Source organism: Nonomuraea cypriaca (assembly GCF_015645445.1).
In the GTDB taxonomy this organism is placed as follows: Bacteria; Actinomycetota; Actinomycetes; order Streptosporangiales; family Streptosporangiaceae; genus Nonomuraea; species Nonomuraea cypriaca.
On record NZ_JADOGI010000164.1, the window covers coordinates 1 to 23,807 of the forward strand.

Annotated in this window: 23 protein-coding genes and 1 riboswitch; of the genes, 18 read left to right on the forward strand and 5 right to left on the reverse strand. The window is 70.3% G+C overall.

Annotated features, from left to right (window positions below):
- Positions 1-123 precede the first annotated feature (123 nt).
- On the reverse strand, positions 124-1,449 hold the full coding sequence (locus ITP53_RS38575) for a cation:dicarboxylate symporter family transporter (RefSeq protein ID WP_195900411.1): 1,326 nt from the start codon (positions 1,447-1,449) through the stop codon (positions 124-126).
- 106 nt (positions 1,450-1,555) lie between these two features.
- Between ITP53_RS38575 and ITP53_RS38580 the strand changes: the two genes are divergently transcribed.
- The 5 genes from ITP53_RS38580 to ITP53_RS38600 all read left to right on the forward strand — a co-directional run bounded on the left by ITP53_RS38580 (position 1,556) and on the right by ITP53_RS38600 (position 8,121).
- The gene (locus tag ITP53_RS38580) at positions 1,556-3,067 is read left to right on the forward strand and encodes a sensor histidine kinase (protein WP_195900412.1); all 1,512 of its coding nucleotides are present in this window, start codon (positions 1,556-1,558) and stop codon (positions 3,065-3,067) included.
- Complete coding sequence (locus tag ITP53_RS38585) at positions 3,064-3,756, forward strand: response regulator (RefSeq protein ID WP_236051618.1); 693 nt, start codon at positions 3,064-3,066, stop codon at positions 3,754-3,756. The genes ITP53_RS38580 and ITP53_RS38585 overlap by 4 nt, the downstream gene beginning before the upstream one ends.
- A 73-nt stretch (positions 3,757-3,829) precedes the next feature.
- Positions 3,830-5,866, forward strand: a complete 2,037-nt coding sequence (locus ITP53_RS38590) for an N-acetylneuraminate synthase family protein (protein ID WP_195900413.1) — start codon at positions 3,830-3,832, stop codon at positions 5,864-5,866.
- Between the two features lie 26 nt (positions 5,867-5,892).
- Positions 5,893-6,873, forward strand: a complete 981-nt coding sequence (locus ITP53_RS38595; protein ID WP_195900414.1) for a glycosyltransferase family 2 protein — start codon at positions 5,893-5,895, stop codon at positions 6,871-6,873.
- Entirely contained in the window at positions 6,874-8,121 is a 1,248-nt protein-coding gene (locus ITP53_RS38600) for an alpha-2,8-polysialyltransferase family protein (protein WP_195900415.1), read from the forward strand.
- Here ITP53_RS38600 and ITP53_RS38605 read toward each other — a convergent pair.
- The gene (locus tag ITP53_RS38605; protein WP_328817157.1) at positions 8,105-9,265 is read right to left on the reverse strand and encodes a DUF6716 putative glycosyltransferase; all 1,161 of its coding nucleotides are present in this window, start codon (positions 9,263-9,265) and stop codon (positions 8,105-8,107) included. The genes ITP53_RS38600 and ITP53_RS38605 overlap by 17 nt on opposite strands.
- A 2-nt stretch (positions 9,266-9,267) precedes the next feature.
- Entirely contained in the window at positions 9,268-10,212 is a 945-nt protein-coding gene (locus tag ITP53_RS38610; RefSeq protein ID WP_195900417.1) for a hypothetical protein, read from the reverse strand.
- Positions 10,213-10,310: 98 nt separating this feature from the next.
- Here ITP53_RS38610 and ITP53_RS38615 point away from each other — a divergent pair, with 98 nt between their 5' ends.
- The 3 genes from ITP53_RS38615 to ITP53_RS38625 all read left to right on the forward strand — a co-directional run bounded on the left by ITP53_RS38615 (position 10,311) and on the right by ITP53_RS38625 (position 13,051).
- Positions 10,311-11,132, forward strand: a complete 822-nt coding sequence (locus ITP53_RS38615) for an aldo/keto reductase (protein WP_207757040.1) — start codon at positions 10,311-10,313, stop codon at positions 11,130-11,132.
- A 19-nt stretch (positions 11,133-11,151) separates the two neighbouring features.
- The gene (locus tag ITP53_RS38620; protein ID WP_195900419.1) at positions 11,152-12,105 is read left to right on the forward strand and encodes a Gfo/Idh/MocA family protein; all 954 of its coding nucleotides are present in this window, start codon (positions 11,152-11,154) and stop codon (positions 12,103-12,105) included.
- A gap of 114 nt (positions 12,106-12,219) precedes the next feature.
- Positions 12,220-12,357: riboswitch (cyclic di-AMP (ydaO/yuaA leader) on the forward strand.
- 13 nt (positions 12,358-12,370) lie between these two features.
- Complete coding sequence (locus ITP53_RS38625; protein ID WP_195900420.1) at positions 12,371-13,051, forward strand: C40 family peptidase; 681 nt, start codon at positions 12,371-12,373, stop codon at positions 13,049-13,051.
- Positions 13,052-13,076: 25 nt separating this feature from the next.
- Here the strand turns inward: ITP53_RS38625 and ITP53_RS38630 are convergent, their stop codons facing one another.
- Positions 13,077-13,394, reverse strand: a complete 318-nt coding sequence (locus tag ITP53_RS38630) for an alpha/beta fold hydrolase (RefSeq protein WP_195900421.1) — start codon at positions 13,392-13,394, stop codon at positions 13,077-13,079.
- A 250-nt stretch (positions 13,395-13,644) separates the two neighbouring features.
- Between ITP53_RS38630 and ITP53_RS38635 the strand changes: the two genes are divergently transcribed.
- From ITP53_RS38635 to ITP53_RS38680, 10 genes are all read left to right on the forward strand, one after another.
- Positions 13,645-14,031: a hypothetical protein gene (locus ITP53_RS38635; protein ID WP_195900422.1), complete on the forward strand. Its 387-nt coding sequence runs from the start codon at positions 13,645-13,647 to the stop codon at positions 14,029-14,031.
- Between the two features lie 24 nt (positions 14,032-14,055).
- Positions 14,056-14,445 (forward strand): hypothetical protein, encoded by a 390-nt coding sequence (locus tag ITP53_RS38640; protein ID WP_195900423.1) that lies wholly within the window; start codon positions 14,056-14,058, stop codon positions 14,443-14,445.
- Between the two features lie 211 nt (positions 14,446-14,656).
- Entirely contained in the window at positions 14,657-15,097 is a 441-nt protein-coding gene (locus ITP53_RS38645; protein ID WP_195900424.1) for a YciI family protein, read from the forward strand.
- Between the two features lie 74 nt (positions 15,098-15,171).
- Positions 15,172-16,404 carry an RNA polymerase sigma factor gene (locus ITP53_RS38650; RefSeq protein ID WP_195900425.1) on the forward strand — a complete coding sequence of 411 codons (1,233 nt, stop codon included), beginning with the start codon at positions 15,172-15,174 and terminating at the stop codon, positions 16,402-16,404.
- 278 nt (positions 16,405-16,682) lie between these two features.
- Complete coding sequence (locus tag ITP53_RS38655; protein WP_195900426.1) at positions 16,683-18,017, forward strand: ABC transporter substrate-binding protein; 1,335 nt, start codon at positions 16,683-16,685, stop codon at positions 18,015-18,017.
- 58 nt (positions 18,018-18,075) lie between these two features.
- Complete coding sequence (locus ITP53_RS38660; RefSeq protein ID WP_195900427.1) at positions 18,076-19,029, forward strand: carbohydrate ABC transporter permease; 954 nt, start codon at positions 18,076-18,078, stop codon at positions 19,027-19,029.
- The gene (locus ITP53_RS38665) at positions 19,026-19,856 is read left to right on the forward strand and encodes a carbohydrate ABC transporter permease (RefSeq protein ID WP_195900428.1); all 831 of its coding nucleotides are present in this window, start codon (positions 19,026-19,028) and stop codon (positions 19,854-19,856) included. Before ITP53_RS38660 ends, ITP53_RS38665 begins: the two co-directional genes overlap by 4 nt.
- On the forward strand, positions 19,853-21,262 hold the full coding sequence (locus ITP53_RS38670; protein ID WP_195900429.1) for a GH1 family beta-glucosidase: 1,410 nt from the start codon (positions 19,853-19,855) through the stop codon (positions 21,260-21,262). The genes ITP53_RS38665 and ITP53_RS38670 overlap by 4 nt, the downstream gene beginning before the upstream one ends.
- Positions 21,243-22,241: a LacI family DNA-binding transcriptional regulator gene (locus tag ITP53_RS38675; RefSeq protein ID WP_195900430.1), complete on the forward strand. Its 999-nt coding sequence runs from the start codon at positions 21,243-21,245 to the stop codon at positions 22,239-22,241. The genes ITP53_RS38670 and ITP53_RS38675 overlap by 20 nt, the downstream gene beginning before the upstream one ends.
- A 58-nt stretch (positions 22,242-22,299) precedes the next feature.
- A complete protein-coding gene (locus tag ITP53_RS38680) occupies positions 22,300-23,295 on the forward strand; it encodes a phosphotransferase family protein (protein ID WP_195900431.1) in 996 nt (331 codons plus the stop codon).
- Here ITP53_RS38680 and ITP53_RS38685 read toward each other — a convergent pair.
- Positions 23,239-23,628, reverse strand: a complete 390-nt coding sequence (locus ITP53_RS38685; protein WP_195900432.1) for a hypothetical protein — start codon at positions 23,626-23,628, stop codon at positions 23,239-23,241. The two genes, ITP53_RS38680 and ITP53_RS38685, sit on opposite strands and share 57 nt — an antisense overlap.
- Positions 23,629-23,807: the final 179 nt, after the last annotated feature.

The window sequence follows — 23,807 nt, forward strand, 5'->3', positions numbered from 1 at the left end:
ATCACGCTGTTGAGCTGGGACTTTACTGGTCCGAGCAGCGTCGCAGCCACCAAGCTCGAGCACGCAGGCACCACTTCAAGCGGCACCTGCGCCTACAGGTCCTACAGATCTAGCTATGTAGTACTAGACGGACGTCATCTCGCGGCCGGCGTCCGTCCCCCGCCGCTCGTCCTCGTCCAGCAGCGTGGCCTCGTCGAACGGCGCCTGCCCGGCCAGCACCTGCCCGGCCCGCTCCCGGTCGAACTCCCCGGTCCAGGTGCCGACGAGGACGGCGGCCACGGCGTTACCCGCGAAGTTCGTCAGCGCTCTGGCCTCGGACATGAACCGGTCGATGCCCACGATGAGGCCGACGCCGTCGACCAGCTCGGGCCGGTGCGACTGCAGCCCACCGGCCAGCGTGGCGAGGCCGGCGCCCGTGACGCCCGCCGCGCCCTTGGAGGCGATCATCATGAACAGCAGCAGCGCGATCTGCTCCCCGATCTCCAGCGGCGACCCGGTGGCCGTGGCGATGAACAGCGTGGCCATGGTCAGGTAGATCGCGGTGCCGTCGAGGTTGAAGGAGTAGCCGGTCGGCACCGTGATGCCGGCCACGGCCCTGCTCACGCCCAGGTGCTCCATCTTGGCGATGAGCCTGGGCAGGGCCGTCTCGGACGACGAGGTCGACAGGATCAGCAGGAACTCGCGGCCCAGGTAGCGCAGCAGCGACCACAGGTTGACCCTGGCGATCAGCCACAGCATCGGGCCGAGCACGACGCCGACGAACAGCAAGCAGGTCACGTAGAAGGCGACCATGATGATGGCCAGGCTCTTGAGCGCCTCGATCCCGGTGGCGCCCACGACCGCCGCCATCGCCCCGAACGCGCCCACCGGCGCGGCCCACATGATCATGGCGAGGATGCGGAACACCAGCCGCTGGAGGTGCTCCACGCCCCTCAGGATCGGCGCGCCCTTGGCGCCCATGGCCTGCAGCGCGAACCCGGCCAGCAGCGCGACGAGCAGGGCCTGCAGCACCGAGCCCGAGGTGAGCGCCGACACCAGCGTCTCGGGGATGATGCCGAGCAGGAAGTCGACCGTGCCGCTCTCGGCGCCCTTGGCCGCCTCCGCCTCGGCGGCCTGCCGGGCGGTGTCGGTGATGTGCAGCCCCGTTCCCGGATCGATGAGGTTGCCGACCAGCAGGCCGATGAACAGGGCTACCGTGGACATGACGACGAAATAGCCGAGCGCCAGCCCGCCGACCTTGCCGACCTTGGCGGCCTGGGCGACCGAGCCGACGCCCAGCACGATCGTGCAGAAGATGATCGGGCCGATCACCATCTGGATGAGCGCGACGAATCCGGTGCCGAGCGGCTTGAGCTCCGTGCCCAGGTCCGGCCAGACGAAGCCGACCAGGATCCCGAGCACGACCGCCACGATGACGGCCAGATAGAGATAGCGGGTGCGATCACGCATAGGGGGTTTCTCCAGCACCTTTGTCAGAACTTGTGGTCGTGTGACTATGCGCTTCACAGTGACCCAGGTCACCATTGCGTAAGTTTCGTTCACAGGAAGGTTGCTGATGGGGCGTTGGACCCTGGCGGGGCAGATGTTGTTCCTGCAACTGCTCGTCGTCGCCGTCACGGTGACGGGCGGCGCGGTGCTGGCGCTCGTGCAGGCCCACGAGCTGCTCACCGACGAGGCGGGCGGCACCGCGAGCGCGGTCGCGATGAGCGTGGCGGCCTCGCCCGACGTGCTGGCCGCCCTGGACGAGCCCGATCCGACCGCGCGGCTGCAGCCGTACGCCGAGCGCGTACGCAGGGCCACCGGCGTCGACTTCATCACGATCATGCGGCCTGACGGCACCCGCTACACCCATCCCCATCCCACCGAGATCGGGCGCCGCTTCCTCGGTCACACCGGGCGGGCGCTGACGGGCGAGACGTTCACGGAGACCTACACCGGCACGCTCGGCCCCTCGAAGCGGGCGGTCACCCCCGTCATGTCGGACGGGCGGGTACGGGCGCTGGTCAGCGCGGGCATCACGATCGATCGGATCAGCGCCAGGCTGCGGGACCAGTTCGCCTGGGGCGCCCTGGTAGCGCTGCTCGGCCTGTCCCTGGGCGCCGCAGGAACGTGGCTGGTCACCGTACGCCTGCGCCGCCAGACGCACGGGCTCGGCCCCGTGGAGCTGGGCCGCATCCACGACCACCACGACGCGGTCCTGCACGCCGTCAGGGAGGGCCTGCTGCTGGTGGGCCGGGACGGCACGCTGACGTTGTGCAACGACGCCGCCAGGCTGCTGCTCGGGTTGCCCGCCGACGCCGAGGGCCGGCACGTGTCCGAGCTGGGTCTCGGGCCGTGGGAGGACGGGCTGCTCGACGCAGACGAGGAGCGCGTCCACCTGGCCGGCGACCGCGTCCTGGCCGTCAACAGCGCCACCAGCAGACTCGGCACGGTCGTGACCGTGCGCGACCACACCGAGCTGCAGGCCCTCACCGGACAGCTCGACGCCGAGCGCGGCTTCGCCGAGTCGCTGCGCTCGGCCGCGCACGAGGCCGCCAACCGGCTGCACACGGTGATCACGCTGGTGGAGCTGGGCCGCACGGAGCAGGCCGTCGCGCTCGGCACGGCGGAGCTGCGGGCCGCGCAGGAGCTGACCGACCGCGTGGTCGGCGCGGTACGCGAGCCGGTGCTCGCCGCCCTGCTGCTCGGCAAGAGCGCGGCGGCGGCCGAACGCGGCGTCGAGCTGGTGATCAGCGAGGACAGCGAGCTGGACGACCCCGGCCTGGACACGCGCGAGCTGGTCACGATCGTCGGCAACCTGCTCGACAACGCCATCGACGCGGCCGGCCGGGTGGAGGTGCACCTCAGCGCGGACGAGGCGGGTGTCGTGATCAGAGTGGCCGACGACGGACCGGGGCTGACGGACCGGGCGGCGTTCGCGAAGGGCTGGACGACCAAGGGCGACGGGCACGGCCTCGGGCTGGCGCTCGTGGGGCAGGCGGTGCGCCGGCTGGGCGGGTCGATCGACGTGGCCGGGTCGGTGTTCACCGTCCGGCTCCCTGTCCCGGCTCCCGAGCCGGCGCGATGAGCCAGACGCTGGACCCGGACCGGATGATCTCCGTGCTGGTGGTCGAGGACGAGGAGATCACCGCCGAGGCCAACCGGATCTACGTGGAGCGGGTGCCCGGCTTCGAGGTGGCCGGGGTGGTCAGATCCGGTGGGGACGCGCTGCGGTTCCTGCGCAAGCGGCCGGTGGACCTCATCCTGCTCGACCTGTACCTGCCGGACATGCACGGGCTGGAGGTGTGCAGGGCCGTGCGCGCCGCCGGCCTCATGTGCGACGTCATCGCCGTCACCTCCGCCCGCGACCTGGCCATGGTCCGCTCGGCGGTCTCGCTCGGCATCTCCCAATACCTGCTCAAGCCGTTCACCTACGCGACACTCGCGGAGAAGCTGACCCGTTACGCCCGATTCAACGAGGAGGCGGGGCTCGCCGTCGGGCAGGGCGACGTGGACCGGGTCCTGGGGACCCTCAGGGGCACCTCGGAGCTGCCCAAAGGCATGGCCAGGGCCACGCTCGACACCGTCGCGGCACGGCTGCGGGAGAGCCCAGGGGGCATGCCCGCGCAGGCCGTGGCCGACGCTATCGGAGTGTCCCGCGTGACGGCACGCCGCTACCTGGAATATCTGGTGGAGCTGGGGGTGGCGATCCGCATCCCGCAGTACGGCGGCGTGGGCCGGCCAGAGTTGCTCTACCGGATCCCCATGGAAAGTTAATGACGGTGATGCTGGCCGTTCAATCCGGCCCTCTAGCTTCTGGGTGCAATCCGATGCATTGAGGAGACACACCTTGCGAGTCCTGGCCGTAGTTCCCGCCCGCGGAGGTTCGGCGGGCGTACCCCTGAAGAACCTCGCCCTGGTCGGGGGCGTCCCGCTGGTCACCCGCGCGGTGCGGGCCTGTCTGCGGGCCGAGCTGGTCGATCAGGTCGTGGTGAGCACCGACCACGCGGGGATCGCCGAGACCGCCAGGCAGGCGGGGGCGCTCGTGGTGGACCGGCCCGAGGAGCTGAGCGGCGCGACCGCCTCCAGCGAGTCGGCGGTGCTGCACGCGCTCGACGCGCTCGGCGCGGACCCCGAGGTGGTGGTGCTCGTGCAGTGCACGAGCGCGTTCATCGACCCCGCGGACCTGTCCGCGGCCGTGCGCAAGGTGCTCGACGGCGAGGCCGACTCGGTCGTGTCCGGGCTGCCCACGCACGAGTTCCTGTGGACCGCGACCGGCGGCGGCATCAACCACGACCCGGCCGTCCGGCCGCGCAGGCAGGACCGCGAGCCGCAGTTCCGCGAGAACGGCGCCTTCTACGTCATGCGCGCCTCCGGCCTGCGCGAGCACGGCCACCGCTTCTTCGGCGAGGTCGCCGTGCAGCCGGTGCCGCCGCAGCACGCCATCGAGATCGACAACCCCGAGGACCTGGACCTGGTCCGCGCGCTCGCCCCGTTCGTCGACGCGCCCGAGCCGATCGACGTGGACGCGGTCATCACCGACTTCGACGGCGTGCACACCGACGACCGCGCCTACGTCGACTCCGACGGCCGCGAGATGGTGCTGGTCAGCCGCTCCGACGGGATGGGCGTGTCGCTGCTGCGGCGCTCCGGGGTGAAGGTGCTGGTCATGTCCACCGAGCACAACCCCGTCGTGGCCGCCCGCGCCCGCAAGCTGGGCGTGCCGGTGCTGCAGGGACTGGCCGAGAAGCGGACCGTGCTGCGCGACTGGCTGAAGATCGAGGGCCTGGACCCCGCCCGCGTGGCCTACGTCGGCAACGACGTCAACGACCTGGGCCCGATGGGCGAGGTGGGCTGGCCCGTCGCCACGCCCGACGCCCACCCGCGCGTGCGCGCCGCCGCCCGCGTGGTGCTGACCAGGCCCGGCGGGTCGGGCGCCGTACGCGAGCTGTGCGACCGCGTGGTGGCCGCGCGCCCCGAGCCGCCGGCCGCCGAGGTGCGCACCCGGCCCAGGCTCGGGCCGGTGGCGATCGGCGACCTGCTGGTCGGCGACGGCGAGCCGGTCTACATGATCGGCGAGATCGGCATCAACCACAACGGCGACCTGGACATCGCCCGCCGCCTCATCGACGTGGCCGCCGACGCGGGGTGCCAGGCGGTCAAGTTCCAGAAGCGGACGCCGGCGATCTGCGTGCCCGAGGAGCAGAAGGGGCAGATCAGGCAGACGCCGTGGGGCGAGATGACGTACCTGGAGTACAAGGAGCGGACCGAGTTCGGCCGCGACGAGTACCGGCAGATCGCGAAATACTGCGACGAGCGTGGCCTGCACTGGTTCGCCTCGCCGTGGGACGTGCCCTCCGTGGAGTTCCTGGAGGAGATGGACGTCCTGGTGCACAAGGTGGCCTCGGCCGGCATCGCCGACCACGAGCTGCTGCGCGCCCTGGCGGCCACCGGCAAGCCGATCATTCTGTCGACGGGCATGTCCACGCTCTCGGAGATCGACCAGGCGGTCGAGATCATCGGCACCGGCAAGCTGATCATGATGCACGCGACGTCCACGTACCCGCTGCCGCCTGAAGAGGCGAACCTGCGCACCATCACCACGCTCAAGGAGCGGTACGGCGTGCCCGTCGGCTACTCCGGGCACGAGCGCGGCCTGCAGATCTCGCTGGCCGCCGTCACGCTGGGCGCGGTCTGCGTGGAGCGGCACATCACCCTGGACCGGACCATGTGGGGCTCCGACCACGCCGCCTCGCTGGAGCCGTCCGGCCTGGAGCACCTGGTACGCGACATCCGCATCATCGAGCAGGCCATGGGCGACGGCGTCAAGCGCGTCTTCCCCGGCGAGGAGGCGCCCAAGGCCCGCCTCCGCCGGGTGACCGTCTGACCGTTCCCCACCAGGAGAAACACATCTTGATCACGCTCTCGGTCGTCGTGCCGGTGCGGGACGGCGAGCGCTTCGTCGCCGACGCGCTCAGCTCGCTGTGCCGCAACGCCCGGCACGACTTCGAGTTCATCGTCGTGGACGACGGGTCCGTGGACGCCACCGGCGCCGTCATCGAGGACTTCGTCCCCGATCTGCCCGGGCTGAGCGTGATCCGCAACCCCGCTCCGGTGGGGCTGGCGGACGCGCGCAACACAGGCCTGGCGGCGGCTTCCGGCCGGTACGTGACCTTCATGGACGGTGACGACTGGCTCGCCCCCGGTTACCTGGAGCGGCTCGTCGCGGCGATCGACGGGCTCGGCTGCGACTTCGTACGGGCGGACCACGTCCAGGTGGAGGGGCGTAAACGGGTCGTGCACCGGGCCCCGCTGACGCGGCGGGGCGTGGTGCTCGACCCCAGGGACGCGATCCTGCCCGCGGACGTGCGGACCATGGTCGACTACCCGTACGCCTGGGCGGGGATCTACCGGCGCTCCCTGCGCGACCTGCTGCTCTTCCCCGGCTCCCTGCACACCGCCGAGGACCGGCCGTGGATCTGGCGGCTGCACAGGGAGGCCGCCACGTTCGCGGTGGTCTCGCTGGCCGGGGTGTTCTACCGTCGCATGGTGTCCGGCTCGCTGACGCAGGTCGGCGACGAGCGCCAGCTGCACTTCTTCGACGCCTTCGACCTGGTGTTCAAGGAGCTGGAGCCGGAGTTCGTGCCCAAGGCGGTGCGGAACTTCTGCGCGCTGCTCGCCCACCACCTGGAGATCGGCGACCGCCTCACGCCCGCGCTGCGGGCCCGCTTCGAGGAGCGCGGCGCGCAGATGGTGCGCGCGCTGCCCGCGGACCTGGTGGCCGGCGCGGTGGCTCGGATGTCCGTCGAGCGTGAGGCCGCGCTGCGGGCCCTCGTGCCCGACCTGCCAGACGGCCCGCGTACACGGGTCCGCCGCGATCGGGAGGAGAGCTAGGTGAAGGTGTTCTACGCCTCGACGCTGTTCGGGGCGATGTCACTGGCCGCCGCCATCGACGACGGCCGGTTCGGCGACGGCCGCCGCGTCCTCGTGGTGTCGAACAACGCGGCCATCCCCGAGGTCTCGACGCCGCTGGACCAGGCGTCCGGCTTCGCCGCGCTGCGCTCCCGCTTCGACGAGGTGCGCTCATGGAACGAGCTGATCGCGCCGCTGCACCCCTCCGACTGGCGGGCGCGCGTCATCGAGGTGCCGATGATGGAGCGCCTCATCCGCTCCCACTGGGACCTGGACGGGGTCGAGGAGCTGGTGCTGGAGTCGATCGCGGTGCCGCCGGCGCGGACGATCGCCGGGCTGGTGCGCGACTGCCCGATCTCGGTCTACTCCGACGGGCTGATGAGCTACGGCCCGACCCGCGACCCGCTGCCTGCCGAGATCTTCCGCCGCATCGAGCGGCTGCTCCACCTCGACCTGGTGCCGGGACTGCGGCCGCTGCTCCTCAGCGAGTACGACGTCACCCCCGCGATCCTGCCCGATGAGCGCTTCCGCTCGGTCGTGGACGAGGTCGCCGCCACCGCGTCCGGCCTGCCGAGCGGGCAGGCGATCATCCTCGGCCAGTACCTCTCGGCGCTGGACATCGTCACCCCGGAGGAGGAGGCGGCGCTGCACGCGACGATGCTCGAAGCGCTGGCCGCCCGCGGCTGCACCACGGTCGTGTTCAAGCCGCACCCGGCCGCCGGACGCCGGCACGCCCAGTTACTGCGGGCCGCGGCCGAGCCGCTCGGCGTGCGCCTGGCGGTGGCAGGGGAGAGCGTGCCCGCCGAGGTGTGCTTCGCGGTCATGCGGCCCGAGCTGGTCGTGGGCTGCTTCTCGACCGGGCTGGTGACGGCCCGGCGGTATTTCGGGCTGCCGGTGGCCTCGTACGGCACGGAGATGGTGCTCGAACGGCTGACCCCGTACGAGAACAGCAACAGGATCCCGGTCACCATCGTGGACGCGCTGCTGCCCAGGCTGTCGGCGGACGGGCGGATCGAGCCGCCGCCCACCCTCGACCTGCCCGAGCTGGTGCGCTCGGTCGGCTACTGCATGCAGGCCGACACCTATCCGGACCTGCGGCCTGCGAGCGTCGCGTTCGACCGGCGCTACTTCAAGCGCAGGCGCCTGGAGATGCTGGGCCTCGCCGACGAACCCGCGGGGAAGCCCGGCACCCTGTCCAGGATCCGCAAGAAGATCAGGTCAGCGATCTGAGATAGCGGCGCATCCGCCGCTTGGCGCGGTAGCCCGCCCGCAGCATCGTGGGCGGCACCTCGACGCGCAGCCTGGCCCTGCGCCGCGCGGCCACGTGCTCGGGCCCGTCCAGCAGCGACTTGGCGGGCACCCTCGGCCGGGCGATCGCCAGCCCGGCCAGCAGCCCCGCCCAGTCGTTGCGCTCCACCGGGTGGAAGTAGTTGGCCGCGCACCACTGCGCCGACGCCGGGCGGAAGTCACCCGCGGCCAGGTCGGCGAGCGTGCCCAGCAGGTCGCTGTCCTCGAACACCAGATTGATCATCTCGGCGCTCACGCCGAAGTCGTTCAGCACCAGCGAAGGCACGTCCAGCGCGATCGCCTCCAGCGCCGCCGTCGAGCTGACCGTGACGAACCCGGCCGCCCGCGTGAGCTGGTCGTGCATCGACCCGGCCTCGAACGCCAGCCGGCCAGGCTCCCCCATCTCCCGCCACAACCGCTGGTAGTGGTAACGCTCCTTGTGCGTCTGGCGCTCGTCCTCCAGCGCCCGCAGCTTGACCACCACGTCGAGATCGGGCCGCCGCGCGGCCAGCTCGGCCAGCGACGACAGGATCAGCTCGCGCTCCTCCCTCCGGCGCGGCACCTTGGCCTGGGTGGCGAACACGACGCGGTTCCCGCCCCGCGACACGGCCTTGGACCGCAGGAACGGCAGCCGGGCCAGGCCCACCGCCCCTCCCCCGCCGAGCCGGTCGGCGATCTCCGAGAACTCCGTCACCTCCCGTTCGCTGTGCACCACGAACAGGTCGCACCCGCTGCGGAACAACCACGCCTTCTCCGTGGCCGGCACCGAGATGCCCGGCAGGCCGCTGGCGAACACCGGCCGCGGCCGCAGCCCCGCGAACACCTCGGCCACCAGCACGTCCACCACCGGGCCCGTGCAGGCCACCAGGATCACGTCCGGCCGGGTGCGCTCGGCCACCCGCCGCACGGAACGCGCCGAAAGCACCGGCGGCGACTCCCGCCCGCCGACGGCCGCGGCGATCTGCTCGGGCGAGGGCGCGATGGGTGTACGCACCACGACCAGCTCCGTCGCGCAACCCTCCGGCAGGTCGGCGAGCAGGCACGCCGCCCATTTCAGGTACGAGTCTGAGTCGGCGACCGCCAACACTTTCAACCGGACACTCCAGTCAGATGCGAGCGCAGGGCGGGTTCGGCCCTGCTGGTCCACCAGTCATCGGGAACGTCCACGGGCTCGACGGCGACACCGCGCGGGCTGAGCAGCACCCGCAGCGAGGTGATCGCGGTCGAGGGGAGACTGAGCACGCGCTGGCCCGGGTCCAGGCCGCGCAGCGTCAGCTCGGCGGGGGCGCCCGCGTCGTGCACGGTGATGCCGGGGCGTTCCCGGATCAGCGCCACGTCCACGGGATCCTCCCGGCGGTGCGGGTAGTAGGCGAGCGGCTCCCGCGCGGCGAGGTCGGTCAGCCAGCGCAGGTAACGCTCCCGGTGTACGAGCCCGTTGCGGACCAGCGAGGTGCCGAGGACGACCGTGCGCTCCACAGGCCCCTCGGCGCTCGGCGGCTGGGCGCGCAACCAGGCGAAGTCGTGGCGTACGAGGTCGACGCCCGCGCGGCGGACGGCCGCTTCGAGCTCCTCGCTCACGGTCAGCGCGGTGAAGACGGAGACTTTGCTCATCCGCAGCCGCACCGCGGCCGCCAGACCGAGCGCGGCGCGCAACCTCCCCGGATGCGCGCGGGCGCGCAGCAGCGGCCGGTACGGGCCCGCCGCGAGCAGCTCCAGCAGCCTGATCGTGGCCAGCCCGTCGTCGACGATGACGATGTGGCCGGGGCTGGAGACAAGCCAGCGCACCTGCACCTTGCCGGAGAAGGCGTCGCCGACGGCCTGCACACGTCTCGGCATGCGCCCGCGCGGCTCCGCCACGACCAGCCCGTCGGGCAGCCCAAGCCGCCCCAGCTCCTTGCGGGTGGCCTTGAGCGGCCGCAGGCCCGCACGCGGTACGACGACCGTCGCGGCCCCGAGTAGCCCGGCATGGTGGGCCTCGACGGCGCACAGCATCTGGAGCGGGGACTCCACCCAGGCCGACGCCTGTTCGACCACTCGTTGCCCTCCCAGCCGGGTGATGGCCCGTTCACGACCGCTTCAAGCTAGCCCCACCGCCTTAAGCCGTCAGAAACGCGACGTGAACAATGGAGACTATGAACTCGCTCATGCTCAATACCGACGGCGTGCAGATCCCGCAGCTCGGGTTCGGCGTCTTTCAGGTGCCCGCCGGCGAGACCGAGCAGCTCGTGGCGACCGCCCTGCGGGCCGGTTACCGCCACGTCGACACGGCGGCCGCCTACGGCAACGAAGAGGGCGTGGGGCGTGCCGTGCGCGCCGCCGAGCGGCCTCGCCACAAGCTGTTCGTCACCACCAAGCTGTGGAACGCCGACCACACCCGCGCGGAGGAGGCCTTCGACGAGTCCCTGGCCAGGCTGGGCCTCGACTACGTAGATCTTTTCCTCATCCACTGGCCGGTGCCGAAGCAGGACAGGTACGTGCAGGCGTGGCGGGCGATGGAGAAGATCTACCGTGACGGGCGGGCGAAGGCCATCGGCACGTCCAACTTCACCATCCCGGCCCTGACCCGGCTGATGGAGGAGACCGACATCATCCCCTGCATCAACCAGGTCGAGCTGCACCCCTACTTCCAGCAGCGGGAGCTGCGGGCCTTCCACGAGGCCAACGGCATCCTGACCGAGGCGTGGGGCCCGCTCGGCCAGGGCAAGGGGCTGCTGAGCGACCCCGCGCTGGCCGTGCTGTCGAGCAAGTACTGCAAGACGCCCGCCCAGATCGTGCTGCGCTGGCACCTGCAACTGGGCAACGTGGTCATCCCGAAGTCCGTGACGCCGTCACGGATCGCCGAGAACATCGACGTGTTCGACTTCATCCTCGATACCGAGGACATGGCGGCCATCGGCGCGCTGAACAGGGGCCAGCGGCTGGGAGCCGACCCCGACACGTTCAACTTGACCTGATACGTCTACGATCTCCCGCGTGCGAGACTTTGCGTGGGGAATAGCGGCGACCGGCGGCATCGCGCGTACCGTGGGGGCGGCCATCGTGGCCGAGCCGGGGATGCGGGTGGCCGCCGTCGGCTCGCGGAGCCTGGCCAGGGCGCGGGCCCTGGCCTCGGATCTCGGCGCGGAGTCGGCGTACGACTCCTATGAGCGGCTGTGCGCCGACCCGGCGGTGGACGCCGTCTACGTGGCCACGCCGCACGCTCAGCACCTGCAGGTGGCCGAGGCGGCGATCGCCGCGGGCAAGGCGGTGTTGTGCGAGAAGCCGCTGGCCGCCACCGTGGACGACGCGGAGAAGATGGTACGCCTGGCACGTGAGGCAGGCGTGTTCCTGATGGAGGCCATGTGGATGAGGTTCAACCCCCTCATCCAGAAGGTGGCCGCCGATCCGCGCTTCGGCGACATCCGGTCGGTGCAGGCCTCCTTCGGCTTCACCTCGCCCTACGACCCCGCGCACCGGCTGTGGGCGCCTGAGCTGGGCGGCGGGGCGCTGCTCGACCTGGGGATCTACCCGTTCGGCCTGGCCCAGTTGCTCCTCGGAATGCCGACGGGCCTGCGGGTCACGGGATCCCTGGCCCCCAACGGGGTGGACGCGGAGGCGGGCGGGGTTTTGCTCTACCCCGGCGGTAGGAAGGCCCTGGTGGAAACCTCATTGCGGGGGAATTACCCGAACGATGCCCGTGTTGTAGGTACTCAAATGCGGGCGGACATCCAGGCGCCGTTCTGGGCGCCGCAGCGGATCGTCCTCACCGGGCCCTCGATGGAGCCGGAGGAGCACGTGCTCGATCCGGCGGACAACGGATACGCCGGTGAGCTCCGCGAAGTCCGCGCCGCCACGGCCGAGGGCAGGACCGAATCCTCGATCATGCCCCTTGACGAATCCCTTGCCATGCTGGGGCTTCTGGCCGATGCCCGCAGTCAGCTCGCCTGACTGGGCGTTTATAGAGTTGTAATCTCTTGCCTCATGCATTACCTTATGGGGCATTAAGCGGCATACGTCCGGTTTGTCCGGCGATGTCCGACCATCGCACAACATCACAGGATCGTCCTGTGACCGCTGAATCCGCCTCCCGGCGGAACCGGGGACCCATGTCCTTTGGGGTGAATCGGCACTTCGGTGCCGTAGGGCAGCTTCCACGTCCGAACCCGTCAGCTAACCCGGTAAGCGGTATGGAAGCAAGGAGTAAACCCCCTCGATGGCCAAATTCCGTCTTACCGCTGCCCCGAAGTTCGTCGCTCACGCCGTCCTCGGTGCGGCAGTCCTGGGCTCCGCCCTCGGCCTCCAGGCCACGGCCGACGCCGAGACCAAGCAACCGGTCCCCATCGCGCACAAGCTCGCACACACTGACGAATCCACGAAGACCACCGACGAGGCCAAGGTCAACGTCACGGCCAAACAGGTGCTCGCGTTCGCCAAGAAGCAGATCGGCACGTCCGAGAACGCCGCCGGCGGCGGCACGCCGTACCAGCAGTGGTACGCCCAGTCGCAGCGCGCCGCCGAGACCGTCGCCCGTGACGGCGGCAGCCGCGCCGACTACCTGAACGCCGCCTGGTGCGCGATGTTCGTGTCCTGGGTCGGCGAGAAGACCGGCGCCCGCCCGCAGGTCGGCTGGGACGCCTACACCGTCGCCCACGCCAAGTGGTTCAAGGCCAACGACCGCTTCGGCACCGAGGCCAAGCCCGGTTCCGTCGTCTTCTTCTCCTGGAACGGCGGCAAGGCCCTCAAGGACATCCAGCACGTCGGGTTCGTCGTGAAGGACAACCACAACGGCACCATCTCGACGATCGAGGGCAACACCGGCAACGGCGAGGTCGAACAGCGTACCCGGCCGACGTCGCAGGTCGTCGGCTACGGCTACCCGCAGTACGCCTCCTGACCTGTCGCACCACCGAACGAGCGCGTCACCTCCGGCGAGGTGACGCGCTCGTCGCGTTCCCGCCCTCGGAAACCGTGCCGATCGCCGCCGCGAACCTGGCCACCCACGCCGCCAGCGCGGGAACGGCGGCCGTCGCCGTCGTCACCTCCCCCTCCGACCGCCCCAGCCCCGGCAGGTCGACCGCGACCGGCCGCAACCCCGCCGGGGCCAGATCGCCGAGCACCGGCTGCCAGACCCGGCTCCAGTACGTGCCGTGCAGCAACAGCACCACCGGCTCCCGCGCACCCGCCGTCAGATAGCTCGCGCGCAGCCCGTCGACCTCGATCGTCTCTCGCGCATGCATGGCACAACCATCGTGTTCCGATCGGCCATGGTCAAACACCCCCAAGGCCTCCGTCACGGCGTGGATTCCGCGCCGTTTTCTGCGCCCATTTCCAGCCCGATTTCCGCGCTGCCCACCCGGTCACGGGTTCACTGCCAGGCAGTCAATATTCCTTGAGCGACGCGACGCGGGGTGGTTCTTGGCGTTACCGGCCTCGGCCACTTACTTTCGGCTACGAATCACTTCCGTGTGTAACCAAAGGGGGACTCTTATGCTTCGTCGTACCTTGGCGGGCGGGCTCATGCTGGCCGCGACCGGTCTCGCCCTGTCATCCGGCACCGCCGCGCACGCCGACATCTACGCGCCGTACGCGCGAGCCGCGGCCATCATCGACGCGGACGGCGACCTGAACGAATACAAGAACGTCAAGTCCTCCAGGCGGGTCGCCGTCGGCAAGTACTGCATCCGAGTCGCCGACAACGTCGACATCCGGGAAGCCGTGATCCAGCTCACCCCGCGCCAGGGACTGCGCCTGCCGTACATCGCCTTCAGGTACCCGTCGGCCACCTGCAACGACAGCAACACGCTCGCCGTCCACGTCTTCAACACCAGCACGGGGCGCTTCGCCGACGGCGCCTTCGACCTCACCATCGCCTGACCGGCCTCGAAAGGAAACACGTCCATGAAATGCATGAAGCGCCTCGCCGCGCTCGCGGTGGCCGCCGCCGCCGTCCTGACCCCGGCCACCGCCCAGGCGGACACGCCGTACGCGCAGGCCTCCGCCGTGGTCGGGGCGGACGGCTCGCTGCTGCGGGCCAAGAACGTCCTGCGCAGCTGGCGCGCGGACACCGGCGACTACTGCGTGGTGCTCGGCGAGAACGTCAACCTCGAAGACTCGGTGGCGGTCAACGCCACTCTGCTTGGCTCCTACCCGGCCGCCCGCTCGCTGTCCGTCGAATTCAAGTCGGAGACGTGCGGGATGCGCCATCACGAGTACACCACCATCGCGGTTCACAGCGTGAACGCCTTCGGAAGGCCGAGTGACGTCGCGTTCTTCCTGACCGTCTCCTGACGGTCTCCCAAGGGCCGCGCGCCGGGCGACAAGGAGCGCGCGGCCTGCCTCCCCCCGATTCGGGGTAGCCGTCCCAGACCGGACTCGGCTACGGTCTGGGACGAAATCGCCGCCCGGGTCTTCCCTGAAGAAATGCCGGCGGACGTGTCGATCCGCCGCGGGGTCGTTCGACGCGTTGACGAGAGCGGCACACACGAAAAGGGAGACCGCGATGAAGTTCATGATCGTCGGCAAGGGCACCGCGGAGACCGAGGCCGGGGTGCTGCCCAGCCAGGAGCTCGTCGACAACATGCACGCCTACAACGAGTCGCTGGCCAAGGCCGGCGTGCTGCTGGCAGGCGAAGGGCTCTACCCCACCTCCCAGGGCGCGCAGATCGCCTACAGCGGCGGCAGGTCCACGGTGATCGACGGGCCGTTCGCCGAGGCCAAGGAGCTCATCGCCGGGTTCTGGCTGATCCAGGTGAAGTCGCGAGAAGAGGCCATCGAGTGGGCGCTGCGCGTCCCCGTGCCGCCGGGGCACGACGGCATCGGCCTGGACGTGTACCGGGTGTTCGACGCCGCGGACGTGCCCCACGACGCGATGCCGGCGGAGGAGCGGGCGCGGGAGGAGGCGCTGCGCGAGCGTCTCCTCGGCGATCAGCCGGACTCCTGACACCTGAGCGCGGCCCGGCCTCCTGAACACGCGGGTTGCGGTCCCGGTGGGCGTGCTGTTCTTATGAGCCGGTGATGGCTTCCGACACGCAGCGCGCGATCGAGGCGGTATGGCGGATCGAGGCGGCCCGGCTCATCGCCGGGCTCGCCAGGCTGGTCCGCGACGTCGGGCTCGCGGAGGAGCTGGCGCAGGACGCCCTGGTCGCCGCCCTGGAGCAGTGGCCCGAGTCCGGAGTGCCGCGCAACCCGGGCGCCTGGCTGATGACCGTGGCCAAGCGCCGTGCCATCGACATGATCCGCAGGAACGAGCGCTTCCAGCGCAACCTGGTCGAGCTCGGTCACCGCCTGGAGCACGAGGACGAGCCGCCCGAGGTCGACGAGATCGAGGACGACCTGCTGCGCCTGGTGTTCACCGCCTGCCACCCCGCGCTGTCGATGGAGGCGCGGGTGGCGCTGACCCTCCGGGTGCTCGGCGGCCTGAGCACCGACGAGATCGCCAGGGCGTTCCTGGTGCCGGAGTCCACCGTGGCGCAGCGCATCGTACGCGCCAAGCGGACGCTGGCCGCCAAGGGGATCCCGTTCGAGGTCCCGCAGGGCGCCGAGCTGACGGGCCGGCTGGCGGCCGTGCTCGAGGTCGTCTACCTGATCTTCAACGAGGGCTACTCGGCGACCGCCGGCGACGACTGGATGCGGCCCGCGCTGTGCGAGGACGCGCTCCGGCTCGGCCGGGTGCTGGCCGGCCTGATGCCCAGGACGCCCGAGGTGCACGGGCTCGTCGCGCTCATGGAGATCCAGGCATCCCGCTCCGCCGCCCGCGTCGGCCCGTCCGGCGAGCCGATCCTGCTGCTGGAGCAGAACCGGGCGCGCTGGGACCGCCTGCTCATCGGCCGCGGGCTGGCCGCGCTCGACCGCGCCGAGGAGTTCGGCGGCCCGCCCGGCCCGTACACCCTGCAGGCCGCCATCGCCGCCTGCCACGCCCGCGCGCTCGACCCGGGGGACACCGACTGGGTACGCATCTCCGCCCTGTACGAGGAGTTGGCCAAGATGTCCCGCTCCCCCGTCGTCGAGCTCAACCGGGCGGTGGCCCTGTCCATGGCGTACGGCCCGGCGGTGGGCCTGGGGCTCCTCGACCAGATCGTGGACGAGCCCGCGCTCAAGGACTACCACCTGCTGCCCAGCGTGCGCGGCGACCTGCTGTTCAAGCTTGGCCGCCGGGAGGAGGCGCGCGCCGAGTTCGAGCGGGCGGCGGCGATGACCCGCAACGCCCGCGAGCGCGCTCTCCTGGAGGAACGCGCTGCCGCCTGCTGACCTCGCCGCGCGGGTCGGAGTGCGGGTGACATGCCCTTGATGCGACACAAAAGATGTCTCTGTGATGGGAGCGCTCCCAATCAGGTCTTTGAGAGGTATAGCACGAAAAATCCCGTTTCACAGTGGTAAACCGCACCACAGGTAACGGTTGCGTTTCGCGGGATTGACGTGCAGACCCCATAAGTGCACCCTTTGTGGGAGCGCTCCCAAACAACACCGCGGCCGGGCGCATGTCGCGGTGCACTCCCCCAACATCCAAACCCGAGAAGGGGTCCACCATGATGATCAGGAAGCGTCGTGGCGGTATCGCCGCGGCCTCGGCCCTGGCCGCCGCGGCGCTGGCCGTCTCAGCCTGCGGTTCCGGCAGCACCTCGGAGTCCAGCGCTCCCGCCTCCTCGGCGGCCGGGCCGGTCACGATCCGGGTGCAGACCTTCGGCGGCGGCGCCAACTTCGGCTATGAGAACGCCATCACCAAGTGGAACGCCGAGCACAAGGACATCCAGATCAAGCACGAGAACCTCACCGACCAGTTCGAGCAGCAGTACTGGCCGCAGATGATCCAGTGGTTGCAGGCCGGGAACGGCGCCGGTGACGTGGTCGGCATCGACGAGGGCGGCATGGGCCTGGCCAAGGCGCGCTCCGAGTGGTGGGCCGACCTGAAGGAGTACGGCCTGGAGTCCCGCAAGGCCGACTTCCCCGCCTGGAAGTGGGAGAACGGCGTCACGGCCGACGGCAAGATCTTCGGCCTGGGCACCGACATCGGCGGCATGAGCCTCTGCTACCGCAAGGACCTGTTCGAAAAGGCCGGGCTGCCGTCCGAGCGTGACGAGGTCAGCGCGTTGTGGCCGACGTGGGACGAGTTCATGGAGGTCGGGCAGAAGTTCCAGGAAAAGGTGAAGGACACCAAGTTCACCGACGGCACCAACACGCTCTATCAGGTGGTGCTCTACCAGGAGGCGGCCAAGAACGCCAACGTCTCCTACTTCGACCAGAGCAACAACCTCATCGTCGACAAGAACCCGGCGGTGAAGACGGCGTTCGACTTCGCCTCGAAGATGAGCCAGTCGGGCCTGACCGCCAAGCTGCGCAACTTCACCGACGAGTGGGCGGCGGGCACCCAGAAGGGCTCGTTCGCCACGGTCGGCTGCCCGTCGTGGATGCTCGGCGTGGTGAGCGGCAACGCCGGCGACGGCGGCAGCGGCAAGTGGGACGTGGCCGCGGTGCCGGGCGGCGGCGGCAACTGGGGCGGCTCCTGGCTGGCCGTGCCGAAGCAGACCAAGCACCCGAAGGAAGCGGCCATGGTCGCCGACTACCTGACGCAGGCGCAGACCCAGGCGAGCGTCTTCACCGACTTCGGCAACATGCCGAGCAACACGAAGGCTCAGGCGGAGCCCACCGTGCAGGGCGCCAAGAACGAGTTCTTCAACAACGCCCCGATCGGCGAGATCTTCGCCAAGTCCGCGGCGAGCCTCCAGCCGGTCTTCCTGGGCGTGAAGCACGCGCAGGTCAAGAACGCCGTCGAATCCGTCATCCAGGGCATGGACGACGGCTCCGTCCCCTACGACAAGGCCTGGCAGCAACTGGTCGACGACGCGGTGAAGGCCGCGGGCTGATCGTCCTCGCCCGGCCCGCCGGCGGCGGGCCGGGCTCGTTGCCGCTGAAAGGTCTGTGATGAGCCTCGACACCCTTCCGCGGGCGGTGCGGAGCAACCACCGCGCCCGCCCGCCCGGCCGCCGCTGGCGTTCCAGAATGGACGTCAAGGCGATGCCGTACGCCTTGGTGTCCCCGTACTTCCTCCTGTTCGCCGCCTTCGGGTTGTTCCCGCTGGCCTTCACGCTCTACTACTCGCTCTACGACTACGACCTGGCCGGGACCACCGAGTGGGCCGGGCTGGGCAACTACGCCGCGCTGCTGGCCGACGAGGACTTCTGGAACGCCGTGACCAACACGGTGGCCATGTTCCTCCTCGCCACCGTCCCGCAGTTGCTGCTGGCGCTGTTCCTGGCCAACGCGCTCAACAAGCGCTTCAAGTTCCGCCTGGCGATCCGGATGAGCGTGCTGCTGCCGCTGGTCACCTCGGTGGTCGCGGTCGCGGTGGTGTTCACGCAGCTGTACGCCAGGGACTGGGGCCTGGTCAACTGGATCCTGAGCTGGTTCGGCGTCGACAGCACGAACTGGCGGGCGGAGCGCATCCCGTCGTGGATCGCCATCGCCACCATGGTCGACTGGCGCTGGACCGGCTACAACGCGATCATCTTCCTGGCCGGCATGCAGACGATCCCCCGCGACCTGTACGAGGCCGCGTCGATCGACGGCGCCTCCCGGCGCAGGCAGTTCTGGCAGATCACGCTGCCGATGCTGCGCCCGACCATGATCTTCGTGGTGCTCAACTCCACGATCGGCGGCCTGACGCTGTTCTCCGAGCCGACCACGTTCTACAACGGCAACGTCGACGGCGGGTCGCAGGGACAGTTCCAGACGGTGGCCATGTTCATCGTCAAGCAGGGCTTCCGCGAGTTCGACTACGGCTACGCCGCCGCGGCCGCCTGGCTGCTCTTCCTGCTGATCCTCATCGGAGCGGCCATCAACTTCCTGTTCGTACGCAGGATCGGGGGCACGAAATGACGAACTGGTCGCCGACCGTGATGACCCGGGTCATGCTGGGCCTGGCCATCGTGGTGTCGGCGTTCCCGCTGTACTGGATGCTGGTCATCGCCTCGCGCACCAACGCCGACGCGGTCTCGGTGCCGCCGGCGTTCCTGCCTGGGGGCAACCTCGGCGAGAACATCGTCGCGGTGCTCAACAACGAGGACGCCCACTTCCTGCTCGGCCTGACGAACTCGTTCATCGTGGCGAGCATCGTCACCGTCTCCGTGGTCGTCATCTCGACGCTGGCCGGGTTCTCCTTCGCCAACCTGAACTTCAAGGGCCGCAACCTGCTGCTGGTGCTCGTGCTGCTGACGATGGCGGTGCCGTTGCAGCAGATGGGCGTGGTGCCGCTCTACCGGCTCATGGTGAACCTGGAGTGGACGGGCACGCTCACGGCGGTCATCCTGCCGTACCTGCTCAACGGGTTCGGCGTGTTCCTGATGACGCAGTACACCCGGCAGTCCGTGCCGATGGAGCTGGTCGAGGCCGCCCGGGTGGACGGCGCCGCCACGCTGCGCATCTGGTGGAACGTCGTGCTGCCCGCGGTGCGTCCCGGCATGGCGGTGCTCGGCATCAACACGTTCATGCTCATGTGGAACGACTTCATGTGGCCGCTGATCGTGCTCACCCCGGACAACCCGACCGTGCAGATCGCGATCACCCAGCTCAACGCGAGGTTCTCGACGAACTACACGTTGATCTTCGCGGGCACGGCGTTGTCCATCATTCCGCTCATCGCGGTGTTCATCGTATTCGGCCGGCAGATCGTCGGCGGTCTCATGGAAGGTGCGGTCAAGGCGTGACGACACAAGAGGAACAGACACGTGCCGGGCTGCGCTTCCCCGCCGGATTCGCGTGGGGCGCGGCGACCTCGGCGTACCAGATCGAAGGAGCCGTCACCGAAGACGGGCGCGGTGCCTCGATCTGGGACACCTTCACCAAGACGCCGGGCCGCATTCTCAACGCGCACCACGCGGACGTGGCCATCGATCACTACCACCGGTTCAGGGACGACGTCCGGATCATGGCGGACCTGGGCCTGTCGGCCTACCGCTTCTCCGTCTCCTGGCCCCGCGTCCAGCCGTCGGGTTCCGGCCGGATCAACGCCAAGGGCCTGGACTTCTACAAGAAGCTCACCGACGAGCTGCTGCGGAACGGCATCGACCCCTGGCTCACCCTCTACCACTGGGACCTGCCCCAGGAGCTGGAGGACCAGGGAGGCTGGCCCAACCGCGACACGGCGTACCGCTTCGCCGAGTACGCCGCCGCCGTGCACGAGGCGCTGAAGGACCACGTACACACGTTCAGCACCGTCAACGAGCCATGGTGCGCCGCGTTCCTCGGCTACGCCTCGGGCGAGCACGCGCCCGGCAGGCGCGAGCCGCAGAACGCGATCAGGGGCGCGCACCATCTCAACCTGGCGCACGGGCTGGCCGTGCAGGCGATGGCCGCGCGGCGGGTCGGCGGCTGCGTCAACCTGTACGCGGTCGACCCCGCCACCGACAGCGTGGCGGACCTGGACGCGGCACGGCGCATCGACGGGCTGCAGAACCGGTTCTTCCTGGACGCGCTGCTGCTCGGGACCTATCCGGAGGACGTGCTCGCCGACCTGCCCGTGGAGATCGACTTCATCGAGCCGGGCGACATGAAGATCATCAGCGCCCCCATCGACGTGCTGCTCGTCAACTACTACAGCCGCTTCACCGTCTCGGGAGCACCGGGCGGCAGGGCGTCGGCGGCGGCGGCCCCCACGGACTCGGCCTCGCCGTGGGTCGGCAGCGAGCAGGTGTCGTTCGTCAACGGCGGCCGTCCCGTCACCGCGATGGGCTGGGAGATCGACGAGAGCGGCCTGGTGGAGATCCTCACCAGGGTGGCCAGGGACTATCCGCCGATCGCGATGGTGGTCTCCGAGAACGGCGCCGCGTTCGACGACGTGCTCGTGGACGGCCGGGTGCACGACCGGGAGCGGCAGGCGTACGTGGAGGCGCACCTCGGCGCCTGCAAGGAGGCCATCGACTCCGGAGTGCCCCTGGAGGGCTATTTCGCCTGGTCGTTGATGGACAACTTCGAGTGGGCCTGGGGCTACGGCAAGCGTTTCGGCCTGGTCCATGTGGACTTCGAGACCCAGGAGCGGCTGCTCAAGGACAGCGCGCTCTGGTACTCGGAGATCATCCGGCAGAATAGGCGCCATGAACCGACCGACTCTTGAGGCAGTCGCTGCCCGGGCCGGCGTAGGCCGGGGCACGGTGTCGAGAGTCATCAACGGCTCGCCGAACGTCAGCGCCAAGGCCCGCGAGGCCGTGGAGGTGGCCATCCGCGAGCTGGGCTACGTGCCCAACCGTGCGGCGCGCGCGCTCGTGACGCGCCGCACGGACACGGTGGCATTGGTGGTGTCCGAGTCGCAGTTCCGGGTCTTCGACGAGCCCTACTTCGCGGGCACGATCCGCGGCATCGGCTCGGCGCTCGCGGAGACCGGTCTGCAGCTCATCCTGGCGATGGCGCGCTCACCGGAGGAGCACGAGCGACTCGAGCACTACCTGACGGGCCAGCACGTCGACGGCGTGCTGCTGCTGTCGCTGCACGGCGCCGACCCGCTGCCGGGCCGGCTGGAGGAGATGGGCGTGCCGACCGTGCTCGGCGGCCGGCCCGTGGGCCTCGACCCCTACAGCTACGTGGACATGGACAACAGGGCCGGGGCCCGGCAGGCGGTCAAGCACCTGCTCGGTCTCGGCCGCCGCGCGATCGCCACGATCGCCGGCCCTCAGGACATGGGCGTGGGCGTCGACCGGCTCTCCGGCTACCGCGACGCCCTGCTCCTGTCCGGCCTGCACGAACTGGTGGCCTACGGCGACTTCTCCGAGCAGAGCGGCGCCAGCGCGATGACCGACCTGCTGGAGCGGCATCCCGATCTCGACGCGGTCTTCGCCGCGTCCGACCCGATGGCCCTGGGCGCGATGCGCGTACTCAAGACCACGGGCCGGGCGATCCCCGGTGACGTGGCCGTGATCGGGTTCGACGACTCCAAGGCCGCGCTGCACGCCGACCCGCCGCTGACCACCGTGCACCAGCCGACCGAGGCCATGGGCCGCCAGATGGCGCAGCTGCTCGTGGCCCGCATCAACGGCGAGGTGCTGCGCCAGCCCGTGGTGATACTCGACACCCATCTGGTGCGCAGGGAGTCGGCCTGACCAAGGCCGGCTCCCCCGCGCGGAGAGGACCGCGCCTGATTCCCCGGAAAGGGGTCCCGTGGACAGCAGAACCAAGCGCCGCTTATCACCCGCCGAGCTCGACGCCCTGGCCAGGCGCGCGCTCGGCGCGGGCGTGACGACGTCGACCGAGCTCACCGACGGCTACGCCAACGCCGTCTGGCGGCTCGGGCTCGACGACGGGCGGGAGGTGGTGCTCAAGTTGTCGCCGCCGCCCGACCTCGACCAACTCTCCTACGAGCGCAACCTGCTGCGCATGGAGGCCGCCGTCATCGAGCTGGCGCTGGGAGCGGGCGTCCCGGTGGCCGGCATCCTGCACGCCGGCTTCGACGACCCGGTGCTCGGCGGCGACTACCTGATGCTGATGGCGCTGGACGGCGTGTCATGGAACGACGTCAAGCCGGCGGGCGAGGACGCGCTGCGCAGGGAGCTGGGCCGCCATCTGGCCAGGTTCAACGCGGTGACCGGCGAGGTGTTCGGCTACCCGCACGCCGGGATCGTCGGCGCCACGTGGCGGGAGGCGTTCCTGGCGATGGTGGCGGCGCTGCTCGGCGACACCGAGCGCTACCCGACGGCGCTGCCGCGGCCGGTCGAGGAGATCATGGTCGTGATCGAGGACGCGTCGCCGGTGCTCGACGAGGTGACGACGCCGCGGCTGGTGCACTTCGACGTGTGGAACGGCAACGTCTTCCTCGACCTGAGCGGCCCGCCGCGGATCCAGGCCATCATCGACCACGAACGGGCGTTCTGGGGCGACCCGCTCGCCGAGTTCGTGACGCCGACGATCTTCGGCGAGCTGCGCGAGGACGACCCGCTGCTGCTGGGCTACCGCGAGGTGACGCCGCTGGAGCTGACCCCGTCCGCGCGCACCCGGATCGACCTCTACCGGGCCTACCTCTACCTGATCCTGCTGGTGGAGGCCGGACCCCGGCAGTACCCGGAGAACGAGTACGCCAGGATCCGCACCTCCGCCACGGCCTCACTCGACGGTGTGCTGAACCGCCTCGTAAGCGCGTCCCTTGGGGCCGGCGGCTAGCTCGGCGCACCGTCCCGCGCCCGTGATGGTGTTCTGGACGCCGAGGTCCACAGGCGCGGGCGTGTTCCCACTGCAGGCGAGGCCGCCCTTGACGGTGGTGCCGGACAGGATCGGCGCCGTGTTTCCTGTCAGCAGCGCGGCGCCGCGCAGGTGGGCGCCCACGACGGTCAGCTCCTTCGCGTTACTGACGCTGAGCGCGCCGTGGACGCCGGTGCCGAGCAGGTGCACGGCGGCCGGTCCCGACGCCGACAGCGTGCCGGTGATCCGGCCGCCGGTGGCCACCAGCGAGGCGCCGGCCCGCACCGTGACCGGCCCCGTCACCCCGCCGCGCATCCACTGGCAGTGCTGCCGCTGCGCGGGAATCCCTTGTGGATGCGGCAGGTGCTCATCTGGCGCTCGTCGTTCGCCGGGCACGCGCCTGCCCTCCTCGAGAACGCCCGCACGGCCCAAGCCGCCGTGGCCGCCCGCAGCCCGGCCTACACCGCCTGGACCGCCCGCTACGGCCGCCCTCC

Bases quoted from the DNA above. Each gene is read 5' to 3' on its own strand.
- ITP53_RS38650 (WP_195900425.1), top strand. From the start codon at position 15,172: ATGGCTTCCGACACGCAGCGCGCGATCGAGGCGGTATGGCGGATCGAG.
- ITP53_RS38575 (WP_195900411.1), bottom strand. From the start codon at position 1,449: ATGCGTGATCGCACCCGCTATCTCTATCTGGCCGTCATCGTGGCGGTC.
- ITP53_RS38625 (WP_195900420.1), top strand. From the start codon at position 12,371: ATGGCCAAATTCCGTCTTACCGCTGCCCCGAAGTTCGTCGCTCACGCC.
- ITP53_RS38675 (WP_195900430.1), top strand. From the start codon at position 21,243: ATGAACCGACCGACTCTTGAGGCAGTCGCTGCCCGGGCCGGCGTAGGC.
- ITP53_RS38685 (WP_195900432.1), bottom strand. From the start codon at position 23,628: ATGCGCGGCGGGGTGACGGGGCCGGTCACGGTGCGGGCCGGCGCCTCG.
- ITP53_RS38580 (WP_195900412.1), top strand. From the start codon at position 1,556: ATGGGGCGTTGGACCCTGGCGGGGCAGATGTTGTTCCTGCAACTGCTC.
- ITP53_RS38615 (WP_207757040.1), top strand. From the start codon at position 10,311: ATGAACTCGCTCATGCTCAATACCGACGGCGTGCAGATCCCGCAGCTC.
- ITP53_RS38655 (WP_195900426.1), top strand. From the start codon at position 16,683: ATGATGATCAGGAAGCGTCGTGGCGGTATCGCCGCGGCCTCGGCCCTG.
- ITP53_RS38645 (WP_195900424.1), top strand. From the start codon at position 14,657: ATGAAGTTCATGATCGTCGGCAAGGGCACCGCGGAGACCGAGGCCGGG.
- ITP53_RS38660 (WP_195900427.1), top strand. From the start codon at position 18,076: ATGAGCCTCGACACCCTTCCGCGGGCGGTGCGGAGCAACCACCGCGCC.
- ITP53_RS38630 (WP_195900421.1), bottom strand. From the start codon at position 13,394: ATGCATGCGCGAGAGACGATCGAGGTCGACGGGCTGCGCGCGAGCTAT.
- ITP53_RS38635 (WP_195900422.1), top strand. From the start codon at position 13,645: ATGCTTCGTCGTACCTTGGCGGGCGGGCTCATGCTGGCCGCGACCGGT.
- ITP53_RS38665 (WP_195900428.1), top strand. From the start codon at position 19,026: ATGACGAACTGGTCGCCGACCGTGATGACCCGGGTCATGCTGGGCCTG.
- ITP53_RS38585 (WP_236051618.1), top strand. From the start codon at position 3,064: ATGAGCCAGACGCTGGACCCGGACCGGATGATCTCCGTGCTGGTGGTC.
- ITP53_RS38640 (WP_195900423.1), top strand. From the start codon at position 14,056: ATGAAATGCATGAAGCGCCTCGCCGCGCTCGCGGTGGCCGCCGCCGCC.